Origin of the sequence: Mycobacterium mantenii (assembly GCF_010731775.1) — a bacterium.
Lineage (GTDB): Bacteria > Actinomycetota > Actinomycetes > Mycobacteriales > Mycobacteriaceae > Mycobacterium > Mycobacterium mantenii.
Genome location: NZ_AP022590.1, coordinates 3,644,108 through 3,670,110, shown reverse-complemented (window position 1 = coordinate 3,670,110; position 26,003 = coordinate 3,644,108). Strand labels below are relative to the sequence as shown.

26 protein-coding genes and 1 pseudogene are annotated in these 26,003 nt (G+C 69.3%); 16 read left to right on the top strand and 11 right to left on the bottom strand.

From position 1 onward, the window contains the following. Positions 1-367: 367 nt before the first annotated feature. Together G6N50_RS16495 and G6N50_RS16490 are read left to right on the top strand one after the other, a co-directional pair. Entirely contained in the window at positions 368-1,603 is a 1,236-nt protein-coding gene (locus G6N50_RS16495; RefSeq protein ID WP_067837016.1) for an acyltransferase family protein, read from the top strand. Positions 1,604-1,693: 90 nt separating this feature from the next. After that, positions 1,694-2,380: an Rv0518 family GDSL lipase gene (locus G6N50_RS16490; protein WP_067837019.1), complete on the top strand. Its 687-nt coding sequence runs from the start codon at positions 1,694-1,696 to the stop codon at positions 2,378-2,380. A gap of 1 nt (position 2,381) precedes the next feature. Here the strand turns inward: G6N50_RS16490 and G6N50_RS29420 are convergent, their stop codons facing one another. The 5 genes and pseudogenes from G6N50_RS29420 to G6N50_RS16465 form a co-directional block, all read right to left on the bottom strand. Next, on the bottom strand, positions 2,382-2,546 hold the full coding sequence (locus tag G6N50_RS29420; RefSeq protein ID WP_372509967.1) for a response regulator transcription factor: 165 nt from the start codon (positions 2,544-2,546) through the stop codon (positions 2,382-2,384). Beyond that, positions 2,547-3,224 (bottom strand): annotated as a pseudogene (locus G6N50_RS29415) (LuxR family transcriptional regulator); the annotation flags it as partial. It lies immediately after the preceding gene. A gap of 118 nt (positions 3,225-3,342) precedes the next feature. Beyond that, positions 3,343-3,510 (bottom strand): hypothetical protein, encoded by a 168-nt coding sequence (locus tag G6N50_RS16475; protein WP_158086062.1) that lies wholly within the window; start codon positions 3,508-3,510, stop codon positions 3,343-3,345. Between the two features lie 17 nt (positions 3,511-3,527). After that, positions 3,528-5,693, bottom strand: coding sequence for an acyltransferase family protein (locus G6N50_RS16470; protein WP_083095053.1), 2,166 nt, complete (start codon positions 5,691-5,693; stop codon positions 3,528-3,530). Positions 5,694-5,702: 9 nt separating this feature from the next. Next, positions 5,703-6,566 (bottom strand): alpha/beta hydrolase, encoded by an 864-nt coding sequence (locus tag G6N50_RS16465; protein ID WP_269473833.1) that lies wholly within the window; start codon positions 6,564-6,566, stop codon positions 5,703-5,705. Positions 6,567-6,982: 416 nt separating this feature from the next. On the opposite strand from G6N50_RS16465, the gene G6N50_RS16460 reads away from it, so the two are divergent. The 3 genes from G6N50_RS16460 to G6N50_RS16450 are packed head-to-tail and all read left to right on the top strand — an operon-like array spanning position 6,983 to position 10,956. Then, positions 6,983-8,128 (top strand): LLM class flavin-dependent oxidoreductase, encoded by a 1,146-nt coding sequence (locus tag G6N50_RS16460; RefSeq protein ID WP_083095084.1) that lies wholly within the window; start codon positions 6,983-6,985, stop codon positions 8,126-8,128. Positions 8,129-8,133: 5 nt separating this feature from the next. After that, positions 8,134-9,492: an MFS transporter gene (locus G6N50_RS16455; protein ID WP_083095055.1), complete on the top strand. Its 1,359-nt coding sequence runs from the start codon at positions 8,134-8,136 to the stop codon at positions 9,490-9,492. 42 nt (positions 9,493-9,534) lie between these two features. Continuing rightward, positions 9,535-10,956, top strand: a complete 1,422-nt coding sequence (locus tag G6N50_RS16450; protein WP_264028732.1) for an amino acid permease — start codon at positions 9,535-9,537, stop codon at positions 10,954-10,956. 117 nt (positions 10,957-11,073) lie between these two features. Here the strand turns inward: G6N50_RS16450 and G6N50_RS16445 are convergent, their stop codons facing one another. From G6N50_RS16445 to G6N50_RS16435, 3 genes are read right to left on the bottom strand one after another with little or no spacing between them, the layout of a single operon-like run. Next, positions 11,074-11,991 (bottom strand): ketopantoate reductase family protein, encoded by a 918-nt coding sequence (locus tag G6N50_RS16445; RefSeq protein WP_083095056.1) that lies wholly within the window; start codon positions 11,989-11,991, stop codon positions 11,074-11,076. Then, complete coding sequence (locus G6N50_RS16440; RefSeq protein WP_083095057.1) at positions 11,988-13,175, bottom strand: enolase C-terminal domain-like protein; 1,188 nt, start codon at positions 13,173-13,175, stop codon at positions 11,988-11,990. Before G6N50_RS16440 ends, G6N50_RS16445 begins: the two co-directional genes overlap by 4 nt. An 8-nt stretch (positions 13,176-13,183) precedes the next feature. After that, entirely contained in the window at positions 13,184-13,579 is a 396-nt protein-coding gene (locus tag G6N50_RS16435) for a nitroreductase family deazaflavin-dependent oxidoreductase (protein ID WP_083095058.1), read from the bottom strand. A gap of 74 nt (positions 13,580-13,653) precedes the next feature. On the opposite strand from G6N50_RS16435, the gene G6N50_RS16430 reads away from it, so the two are divergent. The 8 genes from G6N50_RS16430 (at position 13,654) to G6N50_RS16395 (ending at position 21,525) form a co-directional block, all read left to right on the top strand. Further along, a complete protein-coding gene (locus tag G6N50_RS16430) occupies positions 13,654-13,998 on the top strand; it encodes a hypothetical protein (RefSeq protein ID WP_083095059.1) in 345 nt (114 codons plus the stop codon). A gap of 90 nt (positions 13,999-14,088) precedes the next feature. Next, entirely contained in the window at positions 14,089-15,438 is a 1,350-nt protein-coding gene (gene hemL, locus G6N50_RS16425) for a glutamate-1-semialdehyde 2,1-aminomutase (RefSeq protein WP_083095060.1), read from the top strand. Beyond that, entirely contained in the window at positions 15,438-16,046 is a 609-nt protein-coding gene (locus G6N50_RS16420) for a histidine phosphatase family protein (protein WP_083095061.1), read from the top strand. The genes hemL and G6N50_RS16420 overlap by 1 nt, the downstream gene beginning before the upstream one ends. A gap of 20 nt (positions 16,047-16,066) precedes the next feature. Further along, positions 16,067-16,687, top strand: a complete 621-nt coding sequence (locus G6N50_RS16415; protein WP_083095062.1) for a TlpA disulfide reductase family protein — start codon at positions 16,067-16,069, stop codon at positions 16,685-16,687. Beyond that, on the top strand, positions 16,684-17,475 hold the full coding sequence (locus G6N50_RS16410; protein WP_083095063.1) for a cytochrome c biogenesis CcdA family protein: 792 nt from the start codon (positions 16,684-16,686) through the stop codon (positions 17,473-17,475). Before G6N50_RS16415 ends, G6N50_RS16410 begins: the two co-directional genes overlap by 4 nt. A 47-nt stretch (positions 17,476-17,522) precedes the next feature. Further along, positions 17,523-19,160: a cytochrome c biogenesis protein ResB gene (locus tag G6N50_RS16405; protein WP_083095086.1), complete on the top strand. Its 1,638-nt coding sequence runs from the start codon at positions 17,523-17,525 to the stop codon at positions 19,158-19,160. After that, complete coding sequence (gene ccsB, locus G6N50_RS16400) at positions 19,157-20,140, top strand: c-type cytochrome biogenesis protein CcsB (protein ID WP_083095064.1); 984 nt, start codon at positions 19,157-19,159, stop codon at positions 20,138-20,140. Before G6N50_RS16405 ends, ccsB begins: the two co-directional genes overlap by 4 nt. 62 nt (positions 20,141-20,202) lie before the next feature. Further along, positions 20,203-21,525 carry a MinD/ParA family ATP-binding protein gene (locus tag G6N50_RS16395; RefSeq protein ID WP_083095065.1) on the top strand — a complete coding sequence of 441 codons (1,323 nt, stop codon included), beginning with the start codon at positions 20,203-20,205 and terminating at the stop codon, positions 21,523-21,525. Between the two features lie 32 nt (positions 21,526-21,557). Here the strand turns inward: G6N50_RS16395 and G6N50_RS16390 are convergent, their stop codons facing one another. Then, positions 21,558-21,719: a hypothetical protein gene (locus G6N50_RS16390; RefSeq protein ID WP_142275542.1), complete on the bottom strand. Its 162-nt coding sequence runs from the start codon at positions 21,717-21,719 to the stop codon at positions 21,558-21,560. Between the two features lie 46 nt (positions 21,720-21,765). Here G6N50_RS16390 and G6N50_RS16385 point away from each other — a divergent pair, with 46 nt between their 5' ends. Continuing rightward, positions 21,766-22,140: a DUF4229 domain-containing protein gene (locus tag G6N50_RS16385; protein ID WP_083095066.1), complete on the top strand. Its 375-nt coding sequence runs from the start codon at positions 21,766-21,768 to the stop codon at positions 22,138-22,140. A 7-nt stretch (positions 22,141-22,147) separates the two neighbouring features. On the opposite strand, the gene G6N50_RS16380 is transcribed toward G6N50_RS16385, so the two are convergent. Further along, positions 22,148-23,155: a beta-ketoacyl-ACP synthase III gene (locus G6N50_RS16380; protein ID WP_083095067.1), complete on the bottom strand. Its 1,008-nt coding sequence runs from the start codon at positions 23,153-23,155 to the stop codon at positions 22,148-22,150. Between the two features lie 94 nt (positions 23,156-23,249). Continuing rightward, positions 23,250-24,122, bottom strand: coding sequence for a 1,4-dihydroxy-2-naphthoate polyprenyltransferase (locus G6N50_RS16375; RefSeq protein WP_083095068.1), 873 nt, complete (start codon positions 24,120-24,122; stop codon positions 23,250-23,252). A gap of 78 nt (positions 24,123-24,200) precedes the next feature. On the opposite strand from G6N50_RS16375, the gene G6N50_RS16370 reads away from it, so the two are divergent. Both G6N50_RS16370 and G6N50_RS16365 read left to right on the top strand, forming a co-directional pair. Beyond that, complete coding sequence (locus G6N50_RS16370) at positions 24,201-24,977, top strand: S-methyl-5'-thioadenosine phosphorylase (protein ID WP_232068766.1); 777 nt, start codon at positions 24,201-24,203, stop codon at positions 24,975-24,977. Further along, complete coding sequence (locus G6N50_RS16365; RefSeq protein WP_083095069.1) at positions 24,974-26,002, top strand: NAD-dependent epimerase/dehydratase family protein; 1,029 nt, start codon at positions 24,974-24,976, stop codon at positions 26,000-26,002. The genes G6N50_RS16370 and G6N50_RS16365 overlap by 4 nt, the downstream gene beginning before the upstream one ends. The last annotated feature ends 1 nt before the right edge of the window (position 26,003 follow it).

Genomic DNA, 26,003 nt, shown 5'->3' with positions numbered 1-26,003 from the left:
GGACCCCTCACTCTCCGTGGCGCTCGCGCTACCTTCGGGGGCGCCCCGAGACGTTCTCCGAAGGGTGTCTGAAACGTTAGGCCGCAAGCCTAAGGAGACCGGAAGCCGCGTCTAACGCTTTGCTAAGAAGCGACTGTAAGGCCGCCGCGATGCCGGGCCTGAGCAAACGCCCAGCGGGCCATCGAGCCCAAGGATTACCCCGGAAAGCCGTATGCCACACCACAACCGTCCACGCATGCGGGCGATCGCGCTGCTAGGCTGCCAAGGCTGCCGGTTGCTGGTCGAGGGGCTTGTGAAAAGGCGAGATTTCCCGCTCAGCCGGAGTAGCAGGCGAACGAAACGGCAGGATTCGGACGGGAAGAGCAGCGTGCGGGGCGGAGAGATCAGGGGCGAGATCACGGCCCTGACGGGGCTCCGTATCGTGGCGGCGCTCTGGGTGGTGCTGTTTCACTTCCGGCCGATGCTCGGCGATGTGTCGCCCGATTTTCGCGACGCCCTCGCGCCGGTGCTCAATTGCGGCGCCCAAGGCGTCGACCTCTTCTTCATTCTCAGCGGGTTCGTGCTGACGTACAACTATCTGGACCGCATGGGCCGGTCCTGGTCGACCCGGGCGACCCTGCATTTCCTGTGGCTGCGCCTGGCCCGGGTGTGGCCGGTGTACCTGGTCACCCTGCACCTCGCCGCCCTGTGGGTGATCTTCACCCTGCACGTCGGCCATGTGCCGTCGCCGGACGCCGCTTCGCTCACCGCGATCAGCTATGTGCGCCAAATCCTGTTGGTGCAGCTGTGGTTCGTGCCGTTCTTCGATGACTCGAGCTGGGACGGGCCGGCCTGGTCGATCAGCGCGGAATGGCTGGCCTATGTGCTGTTCGCCGTCCTGGTGCTGGTCCTGTTGCGGATGAAACAGGCGACCAGGGCGCGCAGCCTGATGGTGCTGGCGTTCGCGGCATCGCTGCCGCCGGTGGTGATGTTGCTCGCCAGCGGACACTTCTACACACCGTGGAGCTGGCTGCCGCGAATCGTCACGCAGTTCACGGCCGGCGCACTGGCCTGCGCCGCGGTGCGCAGGCTGCGGCTGAGCGATCGTGGCCGCCGCGTCGCCGGATACGTCTCCCTGCTTTTGCTGGCCGCCATGGTGGGTGTGCTGTATTGGTTTGGCGCGCACCCGATATCGGGGGTGGTGGAGAACGACAGCGGCGGTGTCGTCGACGTGTTGTTCGTTCCGCTGGTGATATCGCTGGCCATCGGGCTGGGAAGCCTGCCGAGGGTGTTGTCGACGCGGGTGCTGGTGTACGGCGGCAAGATCTCGTTCTGCTTGTACATGGTGCACGAGCTGGTGCACACCGCCTGGGGATGGGCCGTGGAGCAATTCGAGCTCCCCACCCTGGACAACCCGTGGAAATGGAACGTCATCGCCCTGCTCGCGATCGCCCTGGGCGCCTCGGCGCTGCTGTATCACGGCGTCGAAGAGCCCGCCCGCCGTTGGATGCGCAAGATGGTCGATGTCAGAGCCGTCAGTGCCAGAAGCGATCCCGGCGAGTCGACCAGTAAGCTGCATCCGATCGACCGTCCGCTGGAAGCGGTTTCGGCCCGCGCGGTGTGATGGCCGCCTCAGCGGCCGGCCGCGAATCCCGGGGAATACTTGATGGGGGCGCGGCGGCACCCAACGATGCCGTTGACAGTGGAGGTGAGAGTGAGTCGTCTGGCCACCTTTCTCATTGGGGTGAGTTTTCTGGCGGGCGTAGGCATCGCATACCCGGCGCAGGTGCGCACCTACGAGACACTGACGCTCGACTTCCGGCTGAATCATGTTGCAGTGGTAGGAGATTCGTACACCACCGGAACCAATGAGGGCGGTCTGGGATCCAGGTCGTGGACGTCGCGCGCTTGGCAGGTGCTCGGTTCGCGGGGTTCGCGGATCTCGGGCAGCGTGGCGGCGGAAGGCAGAGCGGGTTATGCCGCGCTCGGCGACCACGGCAGTATCTTCGAGGATCTGACCGCCCGGGCGGTCCAGCCCGACGATGCGCTGGTGGTCTTCTTCGGCTCTCGCAATGACCAGGGTATCGATCCCGCGACGCTAACCGTAAAAACCCATGCCGCTTTGGATCTGGCGCGCCAACTTGCGCCGGCGGCGCGCTTGCTGGTGATCGGACCGCCGTGGCCGACCGCCGACGTTCCGCCGTCGATGTTTCTGATCCGCGACATCCTCGGCGGGGCGGCCGGGGCTGCCGGGGCAACGTTCATCGATCCGATCGCCGAGCACTGGTTCGTCGGCCGGCCCGACCTGATCGGTGCCGACGGGGTGCATCCGAATGACGCGGGGCACCAGTACATGGCGGACAAGATCGCGCCGCTCATCCGTACGCAGCTGTCGACCTGAGTCAGGTGTGACGCGCGGCTTCCCGGGCGAGCTGAACCCGTGACGACACAGCGAGTTTGGCGTAGACGTGCGTCAGATGGGTCTGCACGGTACGCGGAGAGACGAACAGCCGCGCCGCAATGTCTTTATTGGGCAACCCCGCGCTGACGAGCCGAACGACGTCCAGCTGGTCGACAAGGCCCAGGGTGCGTGCCAGGACGACGGGCACGACGACGGGATTGGTGACCGGCGCCAGGTCGACAAACCAGACCCCGCCACCGAACTCCCGTGCCGCTTCGGCGGCGACCTGGATCGCCAACCGGGTCTTGCCGACCCCGCCGGCCCCGGTCTAGGGTCACGAACCTGTTCTCTTTCACAGCTGCGTGATGTCGCCGATCTGCGGGCCGCGGCCCACAAGCTGGTCAACTGGACCGGAAGATGCGCTCCGACAACATCATTCGTGGTGCGCAGCGGCGGGAAGTCGGTGCGCAGCTCGGGATGGTTGAGTTGCACGACCCGCTCCGGGCGTGGCAGGTCACGCAGCGGGTGGACGCCCAGGTCCGTCAACCAGGCATCGGCCGGCAACCGGTCGACCACCAGCGGCTCGGTGGCACCGGACAGTACGGTCTGCCCGCCGTGCGCGAGGTCGCGCAGCCGCGCGGTTCGGTTGATGGTGGGCCCGGCGTAGTTGCCGGCGTCGCGCAACTGGACCTCCCCGGTGTGCACGCCGGTGCGTAGCCGGATCGGCGCCAGCGCGGCCATCTGCAACTCGAGCGCACAAACCCATGACCTCGGGCTGCGTTTCCCACAACCGCGTCGAGCCTTCGACGTCGGCAAGCAGCAGCGTCACGCACCAGCGGCGTATCGGGCGCTCATGTTAGCCAGCATGTGTGCATGGGCGCGGCGAAAACATCGGCACAATCGCGCAGAACCCGGCCGCGGCTACGCGGATTTACGAAAGCGGGACCTTTGCCAAGCGCGGGTCAGTCGTCCGCGTGCCGCTCGTAGTCCCAGCGCTCCAAGCGGTCCTGGACGTGGAGGAAGCCGATTCCGGCGAAGGGCGCGGCTAGTGCGATGCAGACCAGCAGCAGCGGGGACATCATCGGCAAAACCTCCAAAAACCCTTCACTGATCTGACGTTGGTCAGCCACGAGAAGTTCATTGCCACTCACCCGTTCACCAGGGCGCGGTCGGCCAGCGCACCCAGCAGCGGCGCCACCAACTGCGCGTACTCGGTCGTCACATGGTTGTCGTCGCGGAACACCAGGGTGTTGCCGACGATGACGGGGCAGCGGTCGGCGGTGCAGAACATGTCGGTCAGGTCGGCATAGTGGCCGCCGCTGCCGGTCGTCGCCGCCCGCTCGGCAGCGATGCCGTCGCCGTTGAGCCCCTCGGATCTCGTTGGCGTACAGGCGCTCACGTCGTCGAGGTGCGCGGAGAGGCACGTTGGCGCGGACGAATGCGGGTCGGGGGCGGGTCCGAGCACGAGGACGGTCGCGCCGGTGCCGCGCAACTGCGCCACCGTGCGCCCCAAAGTGTCGATCCACGCCGGGTCGTAGGAGGCGAAGCCGAAATCCCCGCCGTAGCGCCGGCTCATGTCCAGGACGATCAGTCGCGGGTGTTCGGCGGCCATCCGGCCCATGATCTGGGCGCGCCACTGTTCGCATTCGGTGTACTCGCGGCCCAGATACGGGCTCACGATGTGCAGGTCCTGCAGCGGACACGTCACCTTGGCCAGCGTCTCCAGCCGCCAGTGCCGCTGCTCGGCGAGCTGCTCGAAGGCGGGGTTCCACATGGCGGCGTGCGAGTCGCCGATCAGGGCCACCGTCGTCGGCGAGGCGGTGTCGCCGGTCGCGCACTCGCTTTGTCCGACGTCGCGCCAGGACCGGACGCAGCCGTTGACGAACACGGCGGCCTTGTCGGCGGGCGCCTTCGCCAGCGGCGGGTCCAGGTTCGACGGCACGGCTCGCAGGCCGGCGGCCCCTGCGAGCGCCACCCGCGCCTGCTCGAAGCCCTGACGAACGGCCGCCTCCTGGGGACTGACGGCGGGGGCGTTGGTCGGGGGCGTCGCAATGATGTTGGCCCGCGGGGCGGCCACCCCGTGGCCCACCGGTGCCGGGATCACGTTGAGCAGCAGCAGGCACGCGCACGCGGTGGCGGCACTGGCGCCGCCCGCCACGACCAGGCTGACCTTCGCCGACCGGCGCAGCGCCGCGGCGAAGCGGCCGGGATTCTCCACCAGGTGCAGGGTGATGACGGCCAGCCCGGCCGAGACGGCCGTGGCGCTCAGCCTGGCCGGCAGCCCCGCCGGCTCGCCGAGCAGCGCCGGCATCAGCAGCAGCACCGGCCAGTGCCACAGGTACCACGAGTAGGAGATCCGGCCGATCGCGCGCATCGACGGGCGGCACAGCAAGCGACCGGGCCCGAGCCCGCCGGTGACGGCGCCCCCACCGATGATCAGCGCGGTGCCCAGCACCGGCAGCAGCGCCTCGGTACCGGGATACGGGGTATGGGCGTTGAGCTGGGTGCAGGTCAGCAGGATCAACGCCAGGCCGCCCCAGCCGGCGATGGCCGCGGTCCGCAGCGACAGCCGGCGCCACTGCTGAATCGACAGGGCCACCAGCCCACCGGCGGCCAGTTCCCAGGCGCGGGTGGGCAGCGAGAAGAACGCCCACGACGGCGATGTGCGGGTCCACAGCGCGGCCGCCGTCAGCGACGCCGCGAGCACCACCGCGAGGGCCACCGCGTACGGGGTCGCGCGCGCCGCCGCCGCGCGAAGGCGCGGGATGCGCGGGACCGACCAGGCGATGGCGATGATCAGCACCGGCCACACCAGGTAGAACTGCTCTTCCACGCCCAGCGACCAGTAGTGCTGGAACGGCGACGGGGCGTCGGAGGTCAGATAGTCGGTGCCGCGCAGCGCGAACCGGTAGTTGCCGACATACAGTGCGCTGGCGATGCCGTCGAGGAACACGCTGCGCGCCGGCAGCGGGGGCAATACCGCGGCGGCGGCGATCGCGGTGATGGTGCCGACGATGGCCGCGGCGGGCAGCAGCCGCCGGGCGCGTGCACCGTAAAACCGGCCCAGTGCAACGGTATTCGTGGTGCTCGCCTCGCGGAAGAGCAGCCCGGTGATCAGGAAGCCGGAGATGACGAAGAAGACGTCCACCCCGATGTAGCCGCCGGTGATTCCCGGGATGCCGGCGTGGTAGAGCACGACGGCGATCACCGCGACCGCGCGCAGTCCCTCGATGTCGGGCCGGAATCCCCTTCGGGAAGTCTGCCGCGCAGGTGGGTGTGGGCTGCCGGCGACCGATTCCTCCCGAAGTGTCATCTACGTGGGCTAGGTCGCCAACCAGGCCAATTCACCGGGCAGTTGGCTGCGCCAATAGGCGACGTCGTGCCCGCCTAGGGAGAAGCTGCCCGCCGGTTGGGTTTTCAACTGGTACACGAATTGCTTTGTGGCGAAATAGAAGCGGTCGAAGTTGCCGCAATCCACCCGCAGCGGAATCGAATTCAGCGCCGGCAGGCCCATGACGCTGTTCTGCACGAAGTCGTCATTGCTGTCGAACGCCCCGGGCGCACTCAGCGGATACGAGGTGTACAGCGCCGGGCTGATCGCACAGATGCCGGCGGTCCGTGCCGGCCCCAGCTTGGCACCCAGACGCAGCGCCCCGTATCCGCCCATCGACCACCCCATGAAACCGACCCGGGAGGTGTCGAAACCCATGGTGGACAGCATCGGCAGCAGCTCGTCGAGCACCATGGCGCCGGAGTCCTCGCCGGAAGTCCTTTTGTGCCAGTAGGTGTTGCCGCCGTCGACGCCGACCACCGCGAACGGCGGCTTGCCCTCCTTGACCAGCTGGGCCAGCCCGTCCGGCACGCCCATGTCGAGCATCTGGTTGGCGTCGCCGTCCACGCCGTGCAGGGCGATCACGGGGCGCAGCGCGCCGGTCTGGCCCGGCGGCATGGCGATCACGTAGTTGGTCTTGATCCCGCCTCGGGCCGCCGACACGAACGATCCGCTGAGCCGGGTCGGCAGGGTCTTGCCCGCCGTCGGCGGCTCGAACGGCGCGGGCGCCTGCGGCAGGGTCGCGGCGTACGACCTGCCGGGAGCCAGCAGGGAGCCGAAGGCGAGCACGCCGGCAGCGCCGAGGCTGGCACCGGCGCCCATCCGGAGCACCGCTCGGCGTGTGAGGTCAGGCATGATCGCAATAATGCCGCGCTGAGCGGGGATTACCTGCCGAGCCACGCCGTATTGGAAGCATTGTGTGATCTGGTGTGACCTTCCGGTCACGAAGCGGTGACCTTGTCGGCCGTCCGGCGCGCGCAATGTCGGCGCCGAGTTGCGGCATCGGCCGAGATCGTAGTCATCGTAGCGCCGATTTCGCCGGTTGCCGCCGCCCGATTCATCTCGATCGTATTGCCTTCTGGGACAGAGGGAGACGCGACCGTGCTCGCCACTCGTCCGGCACCGCGAAGACGCGCGCGGCGTGCGGCTGGCCGCCGTGATGGCGGTGCCCGGCCGGGGATGCAATCTCGCAGGTTTCAACCATCGCCCGCCGACGCCGATTTCAGCATGATGGAACCTCTGTGTGCACAGGAGCGGAAGAGGATGGTGAATTGAGTCTCGCGTTTCATTGGTTTCTGCCGACCTACGGCGATTCGCGGAATCTGGTCGCGGGCGGACACGGCACGGCAATGTCCGGTGACCGGCCGGCCACGCTGAAGTATCTGCACCAGATCTGCACGGCGGCTGAAGACAACGGTTTCGAAGCCGTCCTCACGCCCACCGGATTGTGGTGTGAGGACGCGTGGTTGACGACGGCGATGCTGGTCGAATCGACCGAGACCCTGAAATTCCTGGTTGCGTTCCGTCCCGGGATGCTGAGTCCGACCCTGGCCGCCCAGATGGCCGGCACTTTCCAGCGGCACTCGCAGGGGCGGCTGCTGCTGAACGTCGTCACCGGCGGCGAAGCGCACGAGCAACGGGCCTACGGGGATTTCCTGGACAAGGAGGCGCGGTACGCCCGCACCGCCGAGTTTTTGCACGTGGTGCGCCAGTTGTGGACCTCCAAGGATCCGGTTAGCTTTGCGGGAGAACACATCTTGGTCGAGGGCGCCCAACTGAACAACCCGCCCGACCCGATCCCGGCGGTGTTCTTCGGTGGATCCTCGGCAGCGGCCGGACCGGTGGCGGCCAAACACTCCGACGTGTACCTCACCTGGGGCGAACCGCTTACCGCGGTCGCCAAGAAGCTCGACTGGATCCGTGGACTGGCCGTCGATGCCGGCCGGATCCTGCAGTACGGCTTGCGGATTCACGTGATCAGCCGCGACACGGCCGCCGAGGCGTGGGCCGAGGCCGACCGGTTGCTGGCCGCGATCGACCCGGCGGACGTCGAGCGGGTGCAGGCCAGCCTGGCGCGCAGCGAATCCGAAGGCCAGCGCCGCATGCTAGACCTGCACGGCGGCGACAGCAGTAAATTGTTGGTCGCGCCCAACCTGTGGGCCGGGGTGGGTCTGGTCCGTGGGGGAGCGGGCACCGCCCTGGTCGGCTCGCACGCCGAGGTCGCCGAACGGCTGGCCGAATACGCCAAATCGGGCATCAGTCACTTCATCTTGTCGGGGTATCCGCATCTGGAAGAGGCCTACTGGTTCGGCGAGGGTGTGTTGCCGCTGCTCGAGCGGATGGGCTTGTGGCGGCACCCCAACCGCCAATCGCATCCGGCAGCGGCGACCCCGTTCGCGGTCGCCTCGGCGCACTAACGGCCATGGCGGCAACGATGCCCGCGTCCGCAGCCGGCGCCGGGATCGCCCCGGCGGCGCGCGAGGCGGTTGACGAATCCGCCGAGCAGCGACGGCGGCGGTTGCGCATTGTCGTCGCGGCGAGCCTGCTGGGCACCACGGTCGAGTGGTACGACTTCTTCCTGTACGCCACCGCGGCGGGCCTGGTGTTCAACAAGGTGTTCTTTCCCAACGAAAGTTCTTTGGTGGGAACGCTATTGGCGTTCGCGACCTTCGCCGTCGGGTTCGTCATGCGGCCCATCGGGGGCCTGGTGTTCGGCCACATCGGTGACCGGATCGGACGCAAGCGCAGCCTGGCGTTGACCATGCTGATCATGGGCGGCGCGACGGCGCTGATCGGGGTGTTGCCGACGTCCGCACAGATCGGGGCGTGGGCGCCGATCCTGCTGCTGGTGTTGCGCGTCCTGCAGGGCTTTGCGCTCGGGGGTGAGTGGGGCGGGGCGGTGCTGCTGGCCGTCGAGCACAGCCCCGGCGACCGGCGCGGCCGCTTCGGGGCGATCCCGCAGATCGGGTTGGCGCTCGGCCTCGCCCTGGGCACCGGCATATTCGCGTTCCTGCAGATCGTTTTGGGGCCGGCGCGGTTCCTCTCCTACGGCTGGCGCATCGGCTTTCTGCTGAGCCTGCTGCTGGTCGTGATCGGCGTCGTGGTCCGGTTGCGCGTCGACGAGACGCCGGCGTTCCGGGAATTGCAGGACCTGCAGGCCGCATCCACCGTGCCTATCCGCGACATCGTCCGCAAGCCGCGGTCGCGGCGCAACACCGTGCTCGGACTGCTGTCGCGGTGGGCCGAGGGCTCGGCGTTCAACACCTGGGGTGTCTTCGCCATCAGTTACGCCACCGGCGCCCTTGGACTGAACCGGGTGTCGGTGTTGGTGGTGGTGACCATTGCCGCACTGGTGATGGCGGTGCTGCTGCCGATTTCGGGGCGATTGACCGAGCGATTCGGTGCGCGGCGGGTCTACCTGGCCGGCATCGCCTGCTACGGCCTGGCGGCCTTTCCGGCGTTCGCCCTGTTCGGTACCAGGAATCTGGTGTGGTTCGGGCTGGCGATGATCATCGTGTTCGGTGTCGTGCATGCGCTCTTCTACGGCGCCCAGGGCACGCTGTACTCCGCGCTGTATCCCACCAACACGCGCTATACGGGATTGTCGTTCGTCTATCAGGTCTCGGGGATCTACGCCTCCGGGGTCACCCCGATGATCTTGACCGCGCTGATCGCGGCGCTCGGCGGTGCGCCGTGGCTGGCGTGCGGGTATCTGGTTGCGACAGCGGCTATTAGCGTGGTCGCCACGGCGCTGATCCGCGACCGCGACTTGTACCTGTAGGTCGTTGTTGCTGCGGGCCGCGAAGCCCGATAGCGTCCGGGCATGCCGCGCACGCAACGCCAGGTGAGTTCCGGTCCCGCGGATGACGACCCGCGGGCGTCGGAAGGCGGCGTTACTCCGCAACTGCGCCAAGGACTGTCGCAACGGCAGCTCAGCATGATCGCCCTGGGCGGGGTCATCGGCGCCGGATTGTTCGTCGGGTCCGGCGTGGTGATCAAGGACACCGGCCCGGCCGCGTTCCTCACCTACGCCCTCTGCGGTCTGCTCATCGTGCTGGTGATGCGGATGCTGGGCGAGATGGCGGCCGCGAACCCGTCCACCGGATCGTTCGCCGACTACGCGGCCAAGGCCCTGGGCGGCTGGGCGGGTTTCTCGGTGGCCTGGCTGTATTGGTACTTCTGGGTGATCGTGGTGGGCTTCGAGGCGGTCGCCGGCGGTAAGGTGCTCAACTACTGGTTCCATGCGCCGCTGTGGCTGCTGTCACTGGGCCCGATGGTGTTGATGACGGCGACCAACCTGTTCTCGGTGTCGTCTTTCGGGGAATTCGAATTCTGGTTCGCCGGAATCAAAGTCGCGACGATCGTGATCTTTCTGGTCGTGGGCACGGCATACATCCTGGGACTGGTGCCGGGCCATCACGGAGGTCTGGCCAATCTGCACACACACGGCGGGTTCTTTCCCCACGGCGTCGGCGCGGTGTTCGCCGCCATCGTGGTGGTGATCTTCTCCATGGTGGGCGCCGAGATCGTCACCGTCGCCGCCGCGGAAAGTCGCGACCCCGAGCTGGCCGTCCAGAAGGCGACCAGATCGGTGGTGGCGCGCATCGGGATCTTCTTCGTCGGTTCGGTCTTCCTGCTCGTGGTGCTGTTGCCCTGGGACTCCGTGGAACTCGGTGCCTCGCCGTACGTGGCCGCGCTCAAACACATGGGGCTTTCCGGCGCGGACCAGGTGATGAACGCCGTCGTGCTGACCGCGGTGCTGTCCTGCCTGAACTCCGGGCTCTATACCGCGTCGCGCATGTTGTTCGTCCTCGCCGAGCGGGGTGAAGCCCCAACACAATTGGTCAAACTGAGTGGCCGCGGCGTTCCCCACTTCGCGATCTTGTGCTCGTCGGCGGTCGGGTTCGGGTGCGTCATCATGGCGCGGGTCTCGCCCAACACGGTGTTCCTCTTCCTGCTGAACTCGTCGGGCGCCATCATCTTGTTCGTCTACTGGTTGATCGCCCTGTCGCAGATCATCCTGCGCCGCCGAACGCCCGCGGAGAGACTGACGGTGAAAATGTGGTTCTATCCGGTGCTGTCGATTCTCACGCTGACCGGAATCACCGCGGTGCTGGTGCAGATGGCGTTCGACCACACGGCGCGCAGCCAGCTCTGGCTCAGCCTGCTGTCCTGGGCGGTGGTGATCGGGCTGTATTTCGTCGCGCGAGTTCGCGGGCGTGTCGACGCTGTCTGCGGAGAATAGATCTCTTTCAAAGGCGCTAGCAGATGCGCTATCAAATTGCGGACTCACACAATCCCCAAAATCTCGGCGCCCCCGCTGGCAAGGGGTTGCCCGCTTTCCCAACAGCGCCAGCTGTGGTCAGCCCCATTGCCTTTCGATCGACTTGACCAACGCGGTCAGCGTCGCGTTCACCGGCGCCGCGACACCAACCCGCGCGCCCTGGCGCGGGACCGCGCCGTTGATGACGTCGATCTCGCTGACCCGGTGCGCCTCGTGGTCCAGCAGCGCCGACGGTTTGGCGTCGGGCATTTGCGCGCCGAAGGCGCGAACGTGTTCGACCGCATCGGTGACGGCGACCGCGATGCCCGACGCCCGCGCGACGGTCCACGCCTCGCTGGCGGCCGACCGGCTGACCGGCCCCATCTCCGGGTCGTCCATCACCTGGCCGACGGTCATTCCGGTCAGCGCGCACGGCGCGCTGTAGGCGGCGTTGCAGATCAGCTTCTCCCACTGCATGGCGGCGATGTCGGTGACCGCGGCCGCATCGAATCCGGCATCGGCCCACGCCCGCGCGATCGACTCGACCGTCGCGTGCGGCAGCGACGAGTAGGCGCCGAACCGCATCGCTTTCATGGCGTTGTGGCGGACAAGGCCGGGGGCCACGGTCGCCGCGCCGAACCCGCTGGCGATTCCGACCGCGACCCGACTGTCGCCGACGATGCCGGCCACGGTCTCGGCCGATCCCAGGCCGTTCTGGATGGTCAGCACCGGCGTGGCCGTTCCCAACATCGGAAGGGCTTGTCGCGCACCGGTTGTCACGTCGGCCGCCTTCACGGCGAGCACGATCAGGTCCATCTCCTCGTCCGGTGCGGTGGTGCTCGCCCGCAGCTCGACCACCCGGTCATAGCCCGGACCGGTGACCCGCAACCCATGCCGGCTGATCTGGTCGACGCCGGCCTGGTGGCGGTCGATGGCCAGCACCTCGTTACCCGCTGCGGCCAGCCGGGCGGCGTAGATGGAACCCATTGCACCGCAACCGATTACCGCGATCTTCATTCGCGCGTTCTCCCGTCGGTCAGCTCGGCGATCAGCTCGGCCAGGCCGGTCTTCTGCTCGAGCCCGAACCCCGCGGCGTCGGTCGGCGCGATCCGCCCCGCCGACAGCGCGCAGGCATCCGAGTAACCGCCGAACGGCGCGAACACGCCGGGGTAAGCCTCACAGCCGCCCAGGCCCAGCCCGGCCGCGACGTGCAGGTTGATCAGATGACCGCCGTGCGGGAACGCGAAACCGCGATCAAAACCGTGGGCCGTCATGACGTCGAGCATCCGGATGTACTCGGTCAACCCGTAGCTCAGGCCCGGATCCATCTGGAAGACATCATGATTGGGCCGCATGCCGCCGTAGCGCACGAGATTGGTCACATCCGGCGCCGAGAAGAGGTTCTCACCGGTGGCCACCGCACCCTCGTAGCACTGGATCACCGCATGGTTCAGCGCGTAATCCAGGGGATCGCCCGGCTCTTCGTACCAGCGCAGCCCGTAGGGGGCCAGCGCGGCCGCCCACCGGGTGGCCGCGGCCCGGTCGAACCGGCCGTTCGCGTCGACCGCCACCCGTCCCGCGTCACCGACGACGTCGATGACGGCCTCGATCCGGGCCAGGTCCTCACCCGGGGCGGCGCCCCCGATCTTCATCTTGACCGCCCCATAGCCCGAATCGAGGTACCCGCGCATCTCCCGGCGCAGCTGGTCGACCCCACCCTCGGCGTAGTAATAGCCGCCGGCGGCATACACCGGGACCGACGGCGCGGGCGCTCGGCCGGCGTGACGGGCGATCGTCACGTAGGCCGGCTCGTCGCGCAACTTGGCGTTCAGGTCCCAGCAGGCCAGTTCCAGCGCGGCCGCGGCCGCCGCCCGGTCGCCATGACCGCCGGGCTTCTCGTCGGCGAGCGCGCACGCCGAAACCGCGGCGGGATCGAGGTATCCGGACGCATCCAGCAGCGCGTCGGGGGACACCGCCAGCACCCGCGGGATCATCCGGTCGCGCAGGATGCCGCTCTGGGCGAACCGTCCGATCGAGTCGAAGGCCACGCCCACCACCGGCCGACCGTGCCGGATCGCGTCGGTGATCACCGCGACCAGCGAAACCGTGTGGTGGGCGAAGTTGACCACCGCATTGGCGGGCCCACCGCGCCCAAGACTGTCGAGACCGACCGCCCGCTCGGCTATCGCCGTGATCCGCATCACCGGCGTCAGGAAGTCCGGGTGAGCAACACCGCCTGCTCGAACGGCAACCTCGCGAAAACCGGTCGCGCGCCGCGAGTTACGTGCGGCGCGGCCTCGGCCTTGCTGACCACGCGCGGATCGACGATGCCGAAACTCTTGCCCTTGCTGCGCAGCCGGCCGCCTCCGGCCGCCTTCAGGTTCTTCAGCCAATCCCGGTCGGGGCCGTAGGTCAGCAGGATCGCCACCCCCGGTTTGCCCTCGACGTCGGTGCTGAACACGTTCACCGGGGTGCGGTACGGCTTGCCCGAACGCCGCCCGACATGCTCGATGATCCCGAACGGCGGCAGCCAGCCGGCCCACATCCGCTGAATCGGGTTGGTGACGCGACGGTTGAACCGGGCAAGTCCTTGTGGGAATTGCATACCGCCATCCAACTCGCAGCCGCCGGGCGAGGACAACCCAAATTTTTTCCGGCGGATGCGACTACTGTCTTGTCATGGCCGATTCACCCGGGAACGAGGCCGCCCGCCGCAGCCAGGAGTTACTGCGCCGGGAGCGGGAACTCGCCGACGGGCACTCCATCACCGAGGCGGACGTGCGGCGCGCCGCCGAGCGTGTCGAGACTGCCCGTGCGCGTGACGAGGAAGCGCACCGCCGTGTGACCCGTCGCCACTATGAGGCCGCCATCGCGCACCAGCGGGCCGCCGAAATCCAGGAACTCGCGGTCGCCGAGGGCCTCGGCGACGTCGACGCGCACAAACGGGCGGCGGAAAGAGAACGCGAGGCCGCCCGCCGCAACTTCGTCGCAGCTCAGGAAGCCGTCCACCCGGACGCCGATTAACCCCGCCACCGACGCCGCGCCACCTTCTGTTAGCCCCTTCTGCTACACCCTGTAGTGGAATGACGCGCGCGGGCTGGAACACTGGTCGTCATGGGAAGCAGTGATCAGGCGACCGCGCGCGTCGACGGGGGCCCCCGGCCCACGGCGGCGTCGGCCCGGTTGTTCGAGGATGCCTGCGCCGTCATTCCCGGTGGGGTGAACTCTCCGGTCCGCGCGTTCAGCGCGGTGGGCGGGACGCCGCCCTTCATCACCGAGGCGCGCGGATGCCGGCTGACCGACGCCGACGGCAACCGTTACGTGGACCTGGTCTGCTCGTGGGGCCCGATGATCCTGGGTCATGCGCACCCGGCCGTCGTCGACGCCGTCGCAAAAGCCGCCGCTTCGGGCCTGTCGTTCGGGGCGCCCACACCGGCCGAGAGCGAGCTGGCCGCCGAGATGATCGGCCGGGTGGCGCCGGTCGAGCGGATCCGGCTGGTCAACTCCGGCACCGAGGCCACCATGAGCGCGGTCCGGTTGGCCCGCGGCTTCACCGGCCGGGCCAAGGTGATCAAGTTCGCCGGCTGCTACCACGGCCATGTCGACGCGCTGCTCGCCGACGCCGGCTCCGGGGTGGCGACGCTGGGCCTGCCGTCCTCGCCGGGCGTCACCGGCGCGACGGCGGCCGACACGATCGTGCTGCCCTACAACGACATCGACGCCGTGCAACAGACCTTCGCCCGGTTCGGCGACCAGATCGCCGCGGTGATCACCGAGGCGAGCCCCGGCAACATGGGCGTGGTCCCGCCCGCGCCCGGCTACAACGCGGCGCTGCGCACGATCACCGCCGAGCACGGTGCGCTGCTGATCATCGACGAGGTGATGACCGGCTTCCGGGTCAGCCGAAGTGGTTGGTACGGAATCGATCCCGTCGCAGCCGACCTGTTCACCTTCGGGAAGGTTATGAGCGGCGGCTTGCCGGCCGCCGCGTTCGGCGGCCGGGCCGAGGTGATGGAGCGCCTCGCACCGCTGGGCCCGGTGTATCAGGCCGGCACGCTGTCGGGTAACCCTGTGGCGATGGCCGCCGGGCTGGCCACCCTGCGCAACGCCGACGCCGCCGCCTACGCCACCCTGGACGCCAACGCCGATCGGCTGGCCGGGCTGTTCGCCGACGCGCTCACGAATGCCGGTGTGGCGCACCAGATTCCGCGCGCCGGAAATATGCTCAGCGTGTTCTTCTCCGACACGCCGGTGACGGACTTCGCGTCGGCGCGCGCCACCGAGACGTGGCGTTATCCACCGTTCTTCCACGCGCTGCTGGACGCGGGCGTGTACCCGCCGTGCAGCGCTTTCGAGGCGTGGTTCGTCTCAACCGCGCTGGACGACAGCGCGTTCGACCGGATCGCCGACGCCCTGCCGGCCGCGGCCCGGGCCGCGGCGGCGGCCAAGGAGGGGAACTCCTGATGGCCGAGCACACCCGGGTGCACGTCGTGCGCCACGGCGAGGTGTACAACCCCAGCGGCATCCTCTACGGGCGGCTGCCCGGGTTTCACCTCTCCGACAACGGCCGGGCGCAAGCGGCCGCGGTGGCCGACGCGCTGGCCGGCCGCGACATCGTCGCGCTGATCGCCTCGCCCCTGCAGCGGGCAAAGGAAACCGCCGCCCCCATCGCCGCCAAGCACGGCCTGGCCGTGGACACCGACCCGGACCTGATCGAATCCGCCAATTTCTTCGAGGGTAAACGGGTCAGCCCGGGCGACGGCGCCTGGCGCGACCCGCGGGTTTGGTGGCAACTGCGCAACCCCTTCCGGCCGTCCTGGGGTGAGCCGTACGCCGAGATCGCCGCCAGGATGGAGACGGCGGTGGACAAGGCCCGCGCCCGCGGCGCCGGCCGCGAGGTGGTCTGCGTCAGCCACCAACTGCCGGTGTGGACGCTGCGGCTGCACGTGACGGGCCAGCGACTGTGGCATGACCCGCGGCGGCGGGAGTGCGGCCTCGCGTCGGTGACGACCCTGGTCTACGACGGCGACCGGCTGGTCGACGTCGAGTACTGCGAACCGGCGGCGCCTTGATCACCTGGCGACGACAGGCGATGGCCGGGGTTGTGCTGGCGGCCCTGCTGCCCGGCCTGCTCACCGGCTGCTCCTCGGGGCGCGACGCCGTCGCCCAGGGCGGCACCTTCGAATTCGTCTCGCCCGGCGGCAAGACCGACATCCACTACGACCCGCCGGCCGGCCGTGGCCGACCCGGGCCGCTGGCCGGGCCCGACCTGGCCGACCCCGCGCACACGCTGTCGCTGGACGACTCGATCTTCGCGGGCCGGGTCGTGGTCATCAACATCTGGGGACAGTGGTGCGGACCATGCCGCGCCGAGGTCACCCAGCTACAGCAGGTGTATGACGCCACGCGCGGAGCCGGGGTGTCTTTCCTGGGCATCGACGTCCGGGACAACAACCGGCAGGCCGCGCTGGACTTCGTCAACGACCGGCAGGTGACGTTCCCGTCCATCTACGATCCCGCGATGCGCACCCTGATCGCGTTCGGCGGCAAATATCCCACCACCGTTATCCCGTCCACGCTGGTCCTTGACCGTCAGCACCGCGTCGCGGCGGTCTTCCTGCGCGAACTCCTGGTTTCCGACCTGCGGCCCGTGGTGCAGCAGCTGGCCGCCGAGGCAGCCCCGGCGGGCCGGACGACTCCGGGACACCAATGACCGGATTCACCCAGATCGCCGCCGCCGGACCGCTCTTGCTGGCCCTCGGTGTGTGCCTGCTGGCGGGCCTGGTGTCGTTCGCCTCGCCGTGCGTGATGCCGCTGGTGCCCGGCTACCTGTCCTACCTGGCCGCCGTCGTGGGCGTGGACGAGCAGCCCCCGCAGGGCGCGAACTGTGCCTTCGCGCGCCCCGCGAGGTCCGCCCGCTGGCGGGTCGCGGGGTCCGCGGCATTGTTCGTCGCCGGCTTCACCACGGTGTTCGTGCTCGGCACCGTCGCCGTCCTCGGCATGACGACCACACTGATCACCAACCAACTGGTGCTGCAACGGGCCGGGGGAGTGCTGACCATCGTGATGGGACTGGTGTTCGTCGGCCTGATCCCGGCGTTGCAGCGCCAGGCCCGGTTCAGTCCGCGACAGCTGACCACGGTCGCCGGAGCGCCGGTGCTGGGCGCGGTGTTCGCCCTGGGCTGGACGCCCTGCCTGGGGCCGACGCTGGCCGGCGTGATCACCGTCGCGTCGGCCACCGACGGCGCCAGCGTGGCGCGCGGAATCGTGTTGGTGATCGCGTACTGCCTGGGCTTGGGCATCCCGTTCGTGCTGCTGGCTTTCGGCTCGGCCGGCGCGGTGGGAGGCCTGGGCTGGCTGCGCCGGCACACCCGGGCCATCCAGGTCTTTGGCGGCGTGCTGCTGATCACCGTCGGCGCGCTGCTGGTCACCGGGGTGTGGAACGACTTCGTCTCCTGGCTGCGCGACGCGTTCGTGTCCGACGTGAGGCTGCCGATTTGAGGCAGCTTGTCGCCTGGACGCGCAACACCTGGCGCGCGCTGACCTCGATGGGCACCGCGCTGGTGCTGTTGTTCCTGCTCGCGCTCGGCGCGATACCGGGGGCGCTGTTGCCGCAGCGCAGCCTCAACGCCGGCAAGGTCGACGACTACCTGAAGGCCCACCCCGTGATCGGGCCGTGGCTGGATCGGCTGCAGGCCTTCAACGTGTTCTCCAGCTTCTGGTTCACCGCCATCTACGTGCTGCTGTTCGTGTCCCTGGTCGGCTGCCTCACCCCGCGGATGATCGAGCACATCCGCAGCCTGCGGTCCACCCCGGTGGCCGCCCCGCGCAACCTGGCCCGGCTCCCCAAACACGCCAGCCACCAGATCCAGGCCGACGCCGAACAGCTGAACGCCCTGGCCAACACGCTGACCGAACGGCTGCGCGGCTGGCGCACCGCCATCCGGCACCACCACGGCGGGCAGCCGGCGGATGCCCACGTCGTCGAGGTGTCCGCCGAGAAGGGTTACCTGCGCGAATTCGGCAACATCGTCTTCCACTTCTCGCTGCTGGGGTTGCTGGTCGCGGTGGCCGTCGGCAAGCTGTTCGGCTACGAGGGCAACGTCATCGTCATCGCCGACGGCGGACCCGGCTTCTGCTCGGCCTCGCCCGCCGCGTTCGACTCGTTCCGGGCCGGCAACACCGTCGACGGCACCTCGCTGCACCCGCTGTGCATCCGCGTCGACGATTTCGCGGCGCACTACCTGCCGTCCGGACAGGCCACCTCGTTCGCCGCGAACATCGACTACCAGTCCGGCAACGATCTGAGCACCAACAACTGGCGGCACTACCAGCTGGAGGTCAACCACCCGCTGCGGCTCGGCGGTGACCGGGTGTACCTGCAGGGGCACGGCTACGCGCCCACCTTCAGCGTCACCTTCCCGGACGGGCAGATCCGCACGGCGACCGTGCAGTGGCGACCCGACAACCCGCAAACCCTGCTCTCGTCGGGTGTGATGCGCATCGATCCGCCCGCCGGCAGCTATCCCAACGCCGCAGAGCGCCGGAACCACGAGATCGCCATCCAGGGCCTGCTGGCGCCGACCGAGCAGCTGGAGGGCACGCTGCTGTCGTCGCGTTTCCCGGCCCTGGACGCCCCGGCGGTGGCCGTCGACATCTACCGCGGCGACACCGGGCTGGACACCGGCCGGCCCCAGTCGCTGTTCACCCTGGATCCCCGCCTGATCGAGCAGCACCGGTTGACCAAGGAGAAGCGGGTCAATCTGCGTGCGGGCCAGTCGGTCCGGATCGACCAGGGGCCGGCGGCCGGCACCCTGATCCGCTTCGACGGCGCCGTGCCGTTCGTCAACCTGCAGGTCTCGCACGACCCCGGCCAAACCTGGGTGCTCGTCTTCGCCATCACCATGATGGGCGGCCTGGTGGTGTCCCTGCTGGTGCGCCGCCGCCGCGTGTGGGTCCGTCTGACGCCCGACGCCGGCGGGTCGCCCGGTACGGTAAACGTCGAACTGGGTGGCCTGGCGCGCACCGACAACTCCGGCTGGGGCGAGGAGTTCGAGCGGCTGTCCGAACGGCTGCTGACCGGGCTCGGCGACTTTGGCGCCGCTGGCGCCGCGAGGCCCCCCGCGTCGGATGGCGACGCGACACCCGCAGCGTCCAAAAGGAGTTCTGAGGTGGACGTCAAATGAATACGGTGCACGTCAACATCGAGCTGGCGCGCTACTCGGACTGGGCGTTCACGTCCGCCGTGGTGGCCCTGGTCATCGCGCTGCTGTTGTTGGCCTTCGAGCTGGCCTACGCCGGCGGGCGCCGCGCGGAGCAGCGCGAACGGGTGCTGGCCGGCGCCGTCAGCGCCGACTCCGCCACCCCCGGGGTGGTCGACGAGGTAGCCAGACGACCGATCGACGAGCGGGCCGGCCGGGCCGGGCTGTCCGTGGTGTACCTGGGCGTCGGACTGCTGCTGGCCTGCCTGGTGCTGCGCGGCCTCGCGACCCTGCGCGTGCCGTGGGGCAACATGTACGAGTTCATCAACCTGACCTGCTTGTGCGGGTTGATCGCCGGCGCGGTCGTGCTGCGCCGCCCGCAATACCGCCCGCTGTGGGTGTTCTTGCTGCTCCCGGTGCTGATCCTGCTCACGGTGTCGGGGCGCTGGCTCTACACCAACGCCGCGCCGGTGATGCCCGCCCTGCAGTCCTATTGGCTGCCCATCCACGTGTCGGTGGTCAGCCTGGGATCCGGGGTGTTCATGGTCGCCGGCATCGCCAGCATCCTGTTCCTGCTGCGCACGTCGCCGCTCGGAGACCTTGAACACGCCCAGGACAGCGGGTTGAGCCGGCTGGTGCAGCGGTTCCCCGACGCGCAGACCCTGGACCGCATCGCGTATCGGACGACAATTTTCGCATTTCCGGTGTTCGGTTTCGGCGTCATTTTCGGGGCGATCTGGGCCGAAGAAGCCTGGGGCCGATATTGGGGCTGGGACCCCAAAGAGACTGTGTCGTTTGTCGCCTGGGTGATTTACGCCGCGTACCTGCACGCCAGGTCGACCGCGGGATGGCGGGACAGGAAGGCCGCGTGGATCAATGTCGCGGGGTTTGTGGCCATGGTCTTCAACTTGTTCTTCGTTAACCTGGTCACTGTGGGCCTGCATTCTTATGCGGGCGTCGGGTGACGGTGCACAACCGGCCCGCGAAGCGCACAACACGGGAATAACGCACAACAAGGGGGAGTGCAGTGACCGAGCATCCAACGGCTGGCGTGGGGGCGCCCGAACAACCGACCACGCAGATACCCCAGCAGACATCGCCGGCGGCAGACCAGCGGGACGCCGCCGAGCCGCAGGCCGAGTCGGGGGGCTCGGGTGGCTCGGGTGGCGAAGCCCCCACCCGCGCCTTCGCCGGGTTCCGCACCGAGCGCCGCGTCCCCGGGCCCGAGCGTCAGCAGGCCCCACCGGCCACCCCCGGCGGGATGCCGCCGTGGGATCCCACGCCGATGACCGGCATTCCGCGCGTCGACCCGACGGCCTACGGCGCCTACTACACGGGCCCGGACGCGCCGCCTACGCAGATCCAGGGGCCGCCGCCGCAGCAGCGTCCGGAGCACCTGCCGCACACGCCGTACCCGGAGCTGTCCACGGGCATGCTGTTGCGGCCGGTCGCGCCGCCGCCGTCCGACGGATGGCGCCTGCTGCTGTTCAAGCTGTCGGGTGGGCTGATCAACCTGGGCGAGAGCCCACGGGCCACTCGCTACAACAACCTGGTCGCCCAGGTGAACCGGCCCCTGCGCGGTTCCTACCGGGTGGCATTCCTGTCGCTGAAGGGCGGCGTCGGCAAGACCACGATCACCGCGACGCTGGGCGCCACCTTCGCCTCCATCCGCGGTGACCGGGTAGTGGCCGTGGACGCCAACCCCGACCGCGGCACCCTGAGCCAGAAGATCCCGCTGGAGACGGCCGCGACGGTGCGTCAGCTGCTGCACGACGCCGGGACCATCGAGCGCTACAGCGATGTGCGCCGGTACACCTCCAAGGGGCCGAGCGGCCTGGAGGTGCTGGCGTCCGAAACGGATCCCGCCATCTCCGACGCGTTCAGCGCCGAGGACTACGCGCGCATCCTGGACATCCTGGAACGGTTCTACGGCCTGGTGCTGACCGACTGCGGGCCCGGACTGCTGCACTCGGTGATGAGGTCGGTGCTGGACAAGGCCGACGCCCTCGTCGTGGTCAGCTCGGCGTCCATCGACGGCGCGCGCAGCGCCTCGGCGACGCTGGACTGGCTGGATGCGCACGGCCATGAGGACCTGGTCCGCAACTCCATCGCGGTCATCAACGGGGTGAAGCCGCGCCCGGGCAAGGTCGACATGAACAAGGTGGTCGACCACTTCTCCCGGCGCTGCCGCGCGGTGCAGCTGGTGCCCTTCGATCCGCACCTCGAAGAGGGCGCCGAGATCGATCTGGACCGGTTGCGGCGCCGGACGCGCGAAGCGCTCACCGAGCTGGCCGCCATCGTCGCCGACGGGTTCCCCGGTGACCAGCACAACCCGGGAGTGCTCGGCTAGCTGCCCGCCTTGGGCGGCCCGCCGCCACCGAGCTAGCGCGGGTTGTTGTCGCCGTGACCCAACCGCCGCAGGAAATCCGGATCGTCGTCGGGCCCGATGACGCGCGTCTTCGGCCGGTGGGCCTGCGATCGCGCCGCACGCCAGCCAGCGTAGATCAGCGTCCCCAAAATCACGACGAGCAGCAGGTAGAGCACGCAACACCTCCTTTTGGCGAATATACCCGCGCCGTAGGCTCAGCCTGTGTCACAAGAAGCTAGCGACGACAGCACCGAACGCCCGGCCCCGGACGGGGGCACCGCCCAGCCCGGCGCGAACCGCGTCGCCGTCCACGTCGCGGTGTACATGGCGGCGCGGGTGCTGCTGGCGGTCGTGCTTACCGGTGTGATCTACGGTGTCGCGCGCCTGGCGGGCATCACGCAGTTCCCGATCGTGGTCGCCGTGCTGTTCGCGCTGATCATCGCGATGCCGCTCGGTATCTGGGTGTTCGCCCCGCTGCGCCGGCGGGCCACCGCCGCGCTCGCGATCGCCGGGGAACGACGACGCCGGGAGCGCGAACTGCTCCAAGCCCGACTGCAGGGGGATGCGCCGCCCGACCAGACGCGCGGCGACGAGTGAGAGCGGCTCAGCCGTTCGGCAGCCGGACGACCTGCGCGGCATAGCTCAGGCCGGCGCCGTAGCCGAGCAGCAGGGCCAGGTCGCCAGGCTTGGCCGCCCCGGTCGCCAGCACTTCGGCCATCGCCAGGGGGATGGACGCGGCCGAGGTGTTGCCCGTGTGTTCGATGTCGTTGGCGACGACCGCATCCGGACGCAGCTCGAGGCTCTTGGCCAGCACCTCGTTGATCCGGCTGTTGGCCTGGTGCGGCAGGAACACGTCGATCTCGTCGGGCCGGACGCCCGCCGCGTCCATGGCCTGCCGGCCGACCTTGCCCATCTCGAACGCCGCCCACCGGAACACCGCGCTGCCTTCGAGCCTCAGATACGGGCGCTCGCCGGTCGGGTTCTCGGTGTAGTCGATCCATTCGATGTCCTGGCGGATCGCGGTGGCCTGTGCACCGTCGCTGCCCCACACGGTGGGGCCGATGCCCTGGTCGGGTGTCTCACCCACCACTACCCCGGCGGCGCCGTCGGCGAAGATGAAGCAGTTGCTCCGGTCTCGCATGTCGACGGTGGGGGACAGCTTCTCCGAACCGAGCACCAGCGCCTTGGCGGCCGTCCCGCCCCGGATCATGTCGGCCGCCACACCGAGCGCGTAGCCGAAGCCGGCGCACCCAGCCGAGACGTCGAAGGCGGGCACGCCGCCGGCGCCCACCGCCGTCGCGACCGCCGGGGCGCACGCGGGGGTCTGCAGGAAATGGGTGCTGGTGGCGACGATGACGCAATCGATGTCCGACGGCTTGAGGGAGGCCTTGGCGATCGCCTCCTGTCCGGCCGCGGTCGCCATCGAACTGGCGGATTCGTCGCGCCTGGCGAATCGGCGCGTTTTGATTCCGGTGCGCGAATAGATCCATTCATCGGACGAGTCGATGTTCTCGCAGAGCTCGTCGTTGGTGACCACCCGCTCCGGGCGGTACGACCCGACACTGAGCAAGCCGATATTGGTGGGCCCGCTGGTCGCGGCAATCTGCTTCATTGCGGTCCTTCGCTGTCGCCCGAGCCGACGCAAAAGTACCCCAAACCGGTTGCCCGCCGGGGACCTTTGCCTGTGCCTGCACCCAAGGTAACCCCTAGGTCCCCAACGCCAGGGCCGCCGCCACCGCGATCGACCACACCACCATCGCCAGCCCGGTATCGCGCAGCACCGGGATGAGCTCCGGCCCGCCGCGACCGGACCGCACCGGGGCCATGGCGCGCAGGGCCAGCGGCGTCGCCACCAACCCCGCGGCGCACCACGGCGTCGCCAGCATGAGCACCACGGTCAGCACCCCGGCGGCCCCCAGCAGCGCCTGGTACAGGATCCGGGTGCGGACATCGCCCAGCCGCACCGCCAGCGTGATCTTTCCCGAGCGCGCGTCGGTCGGGATGTCCCGCAGGTTGTTGGCCACCAGCACCGACGAGGACAGCGCCCCGACCGACACCGCCAGCACCGCGCCCACCCAGTCCACCCGCAGCGCCTGGGTGTACTGCGTGCCCAGCACGGCGACGAGCCCGAAGAACAGGAACACCGCGACCTCGCCAAAACCGGCGTAGCCGTAGGGCTTCGACCCGCCGGTGTACAGCCACGCCCCGGCGATGCAGGCGGCGCCCACCGCGATCAGCCACGGCGCGCTGAACAACGCCAGCGCCAGCCCGGCCAGCGCGCCGACCGTCAGGCTGGCGACCGCGGCGGCCAGCACCGCGCGCGGCGCCGCCAGCCGCGAGCCGACCAGGCGCACCGGGCCGGCCCGGTCGTCGTCGGTGCCGCGGATGCCGTCGGAGTAGTCGTTGGCGTAGTTGACGCCGACGATCAGCGCCAGCGCGACGGTCAGCGCCAGCAGCGCCTTCCACCACACCGCGGAGTGCAGCCACGCCGCCGCGCCGGTGCCCGCGACGACCGGCGCCACCGCGTTGGGCAACGTCCGCGGCCGTGCACCCGAAATCCACTGCCCGAAATTGGCCACCCGACCATCCTGCCAGGGTGCCGGCCTGCGAACCCCGTGCCCCGCAATCACCCCGGCGTCATGCACCACAATGGTCGAATGCTCGGAGTGATCGGCGGCAGCGGCTTCTACACCTTCTTCGGATCCGACTCGCACGACGTCGCCGTCGACACCCCGTACGGGCCGCCCAGCGCCCCGGTCACCGTCGGCACCGTCGGTGACCACGAGGTGGCTTTCCTGCCCCGCCACGGCGCCAGACACGAGTTCTCCGCGCACACCGTGCCGTACCGGGCCAACATGTGGGCCCTGCGCAGCCTCGGTGTGCGGCGGGTGCTCGCGCCGTGCGCGGTCGGCAGCCTCAAACCCGAACTCGGCCCCGGCGCGGTCGTGGTGCCCGACCAGCTGGTCGACCGCACCAGCGGACGCGCCGACACCTATTTCGACTCCGGCGGCATCCACGTCGACTTCGCCGACCCGTACTGCCCGACGCTGCGCGACGCGGTGACCGGCCTGCCCGACGTGGTCGACGGCGGCACCATGGTGGTGATCCAGGGACCGCGCTTTTCCACCCGCGCCGAAAGCCAATGGTTCGCTTCCGTCGGGTTCTCGTTGGTCAACATGACCGGCTATCCGGAGGCCGTGCTCGCACGTGAACTCGAAATGTGCTATGCGGCAATCGCTTTGGTGACCGATCTGGATGCCGGGGTGAGCGTCGGTGAGGGTGTGAAGGCCGTCGACGTGTTCGCCGAGTTCGAACGCAACATCGAGGTGTTCAAGAAGCTGGTGCGCCAGGCCATCGGGCGGATCGACGCCGACCGCAGCTGCACGCATTGCCTGCCGCACGCCGGAGTCACGTTGCCCATCGAGTTGCCGTGAGGGTGCTGCTGACCGGGGCGGCCGGCTTCATCGGTTCGCGGGTGGATGCCGCGCTGCGGGCGGCGGGACACGAGGTGGTGGCCGTCGACGCGCTGCTGCAGGCCGCGCACGGCCCAAATCCGTTGCTGCCGAAGGGCTGTCACCGCGTGGATGTGCGCGACGCCGACGCGCTGGCCCCGCTGTTGGCCGGCGTGGACCTGGTATGTCATCAGGCGGCGATGGTGGGTGCGGGCGTCGACGCCGCCGACGCCCCCGCCTACGGCGGCCACAACGACCTGGCCACCACGGTCCTGTTGGCGCAGATGTTCGCCGCCGGGGTCCGCCGCCTGGTGCTGGCTTCGTCGATGGTGGTCTACGGCCAGGGGCGCTATCACTGCCGGCAACACGGATACGTGGATCCGCTGCCGCGGCGGCGTGCGGACCTCGACGCCGGAACCTTCGAGCACCGCTGCCCGGTCGGCGGGGAGGAGCTGCACTGGCGCCTCGTCGACGAGGACGCCTGCCTGCGGCCGCGAAGCCTGTACGCCGCCAGTAAGACCGCGCAGGAGCATTACGCGCTGGCCTGGTCGGAGGCCACCGGCGGTTCGGTGGTGGCGCTGCGCTACCACAATGTCTACGGCCCCGGCATGCCGCGCGACACCCCGTATTCCGGAGTGGCGGCGATCTTTCGGTCGGCGCTGGAAAAGGGTGACCCGCCAAGGGTTTTCGAGGACGGTGGTCAGATGCGTGACTTCGTCCACGTCGACGACGTGGCCGCCGCCAACGTCGCGGCGATACAGCAACACGATGGCTTTACCGCGCTCAACGTCTGCTCGGGACAACCGATTTCGATCCTGGAGGTGGCCGGTGCGCTGTGCGACGCGCGCGGCGGTTCGCTCTCCCCGGTGGTCACCGGGCAGTACCGCAACGGCGACGTGCGCCACATCGTCGCCGACCCGACCCGGGCCGCCGAGGTGCTGGGGTTCCGGGCGGCCATCGCACCGGGCGACGGGCTGCGCGAATTCGCGTCCGCGCCCCTGCGGTGAG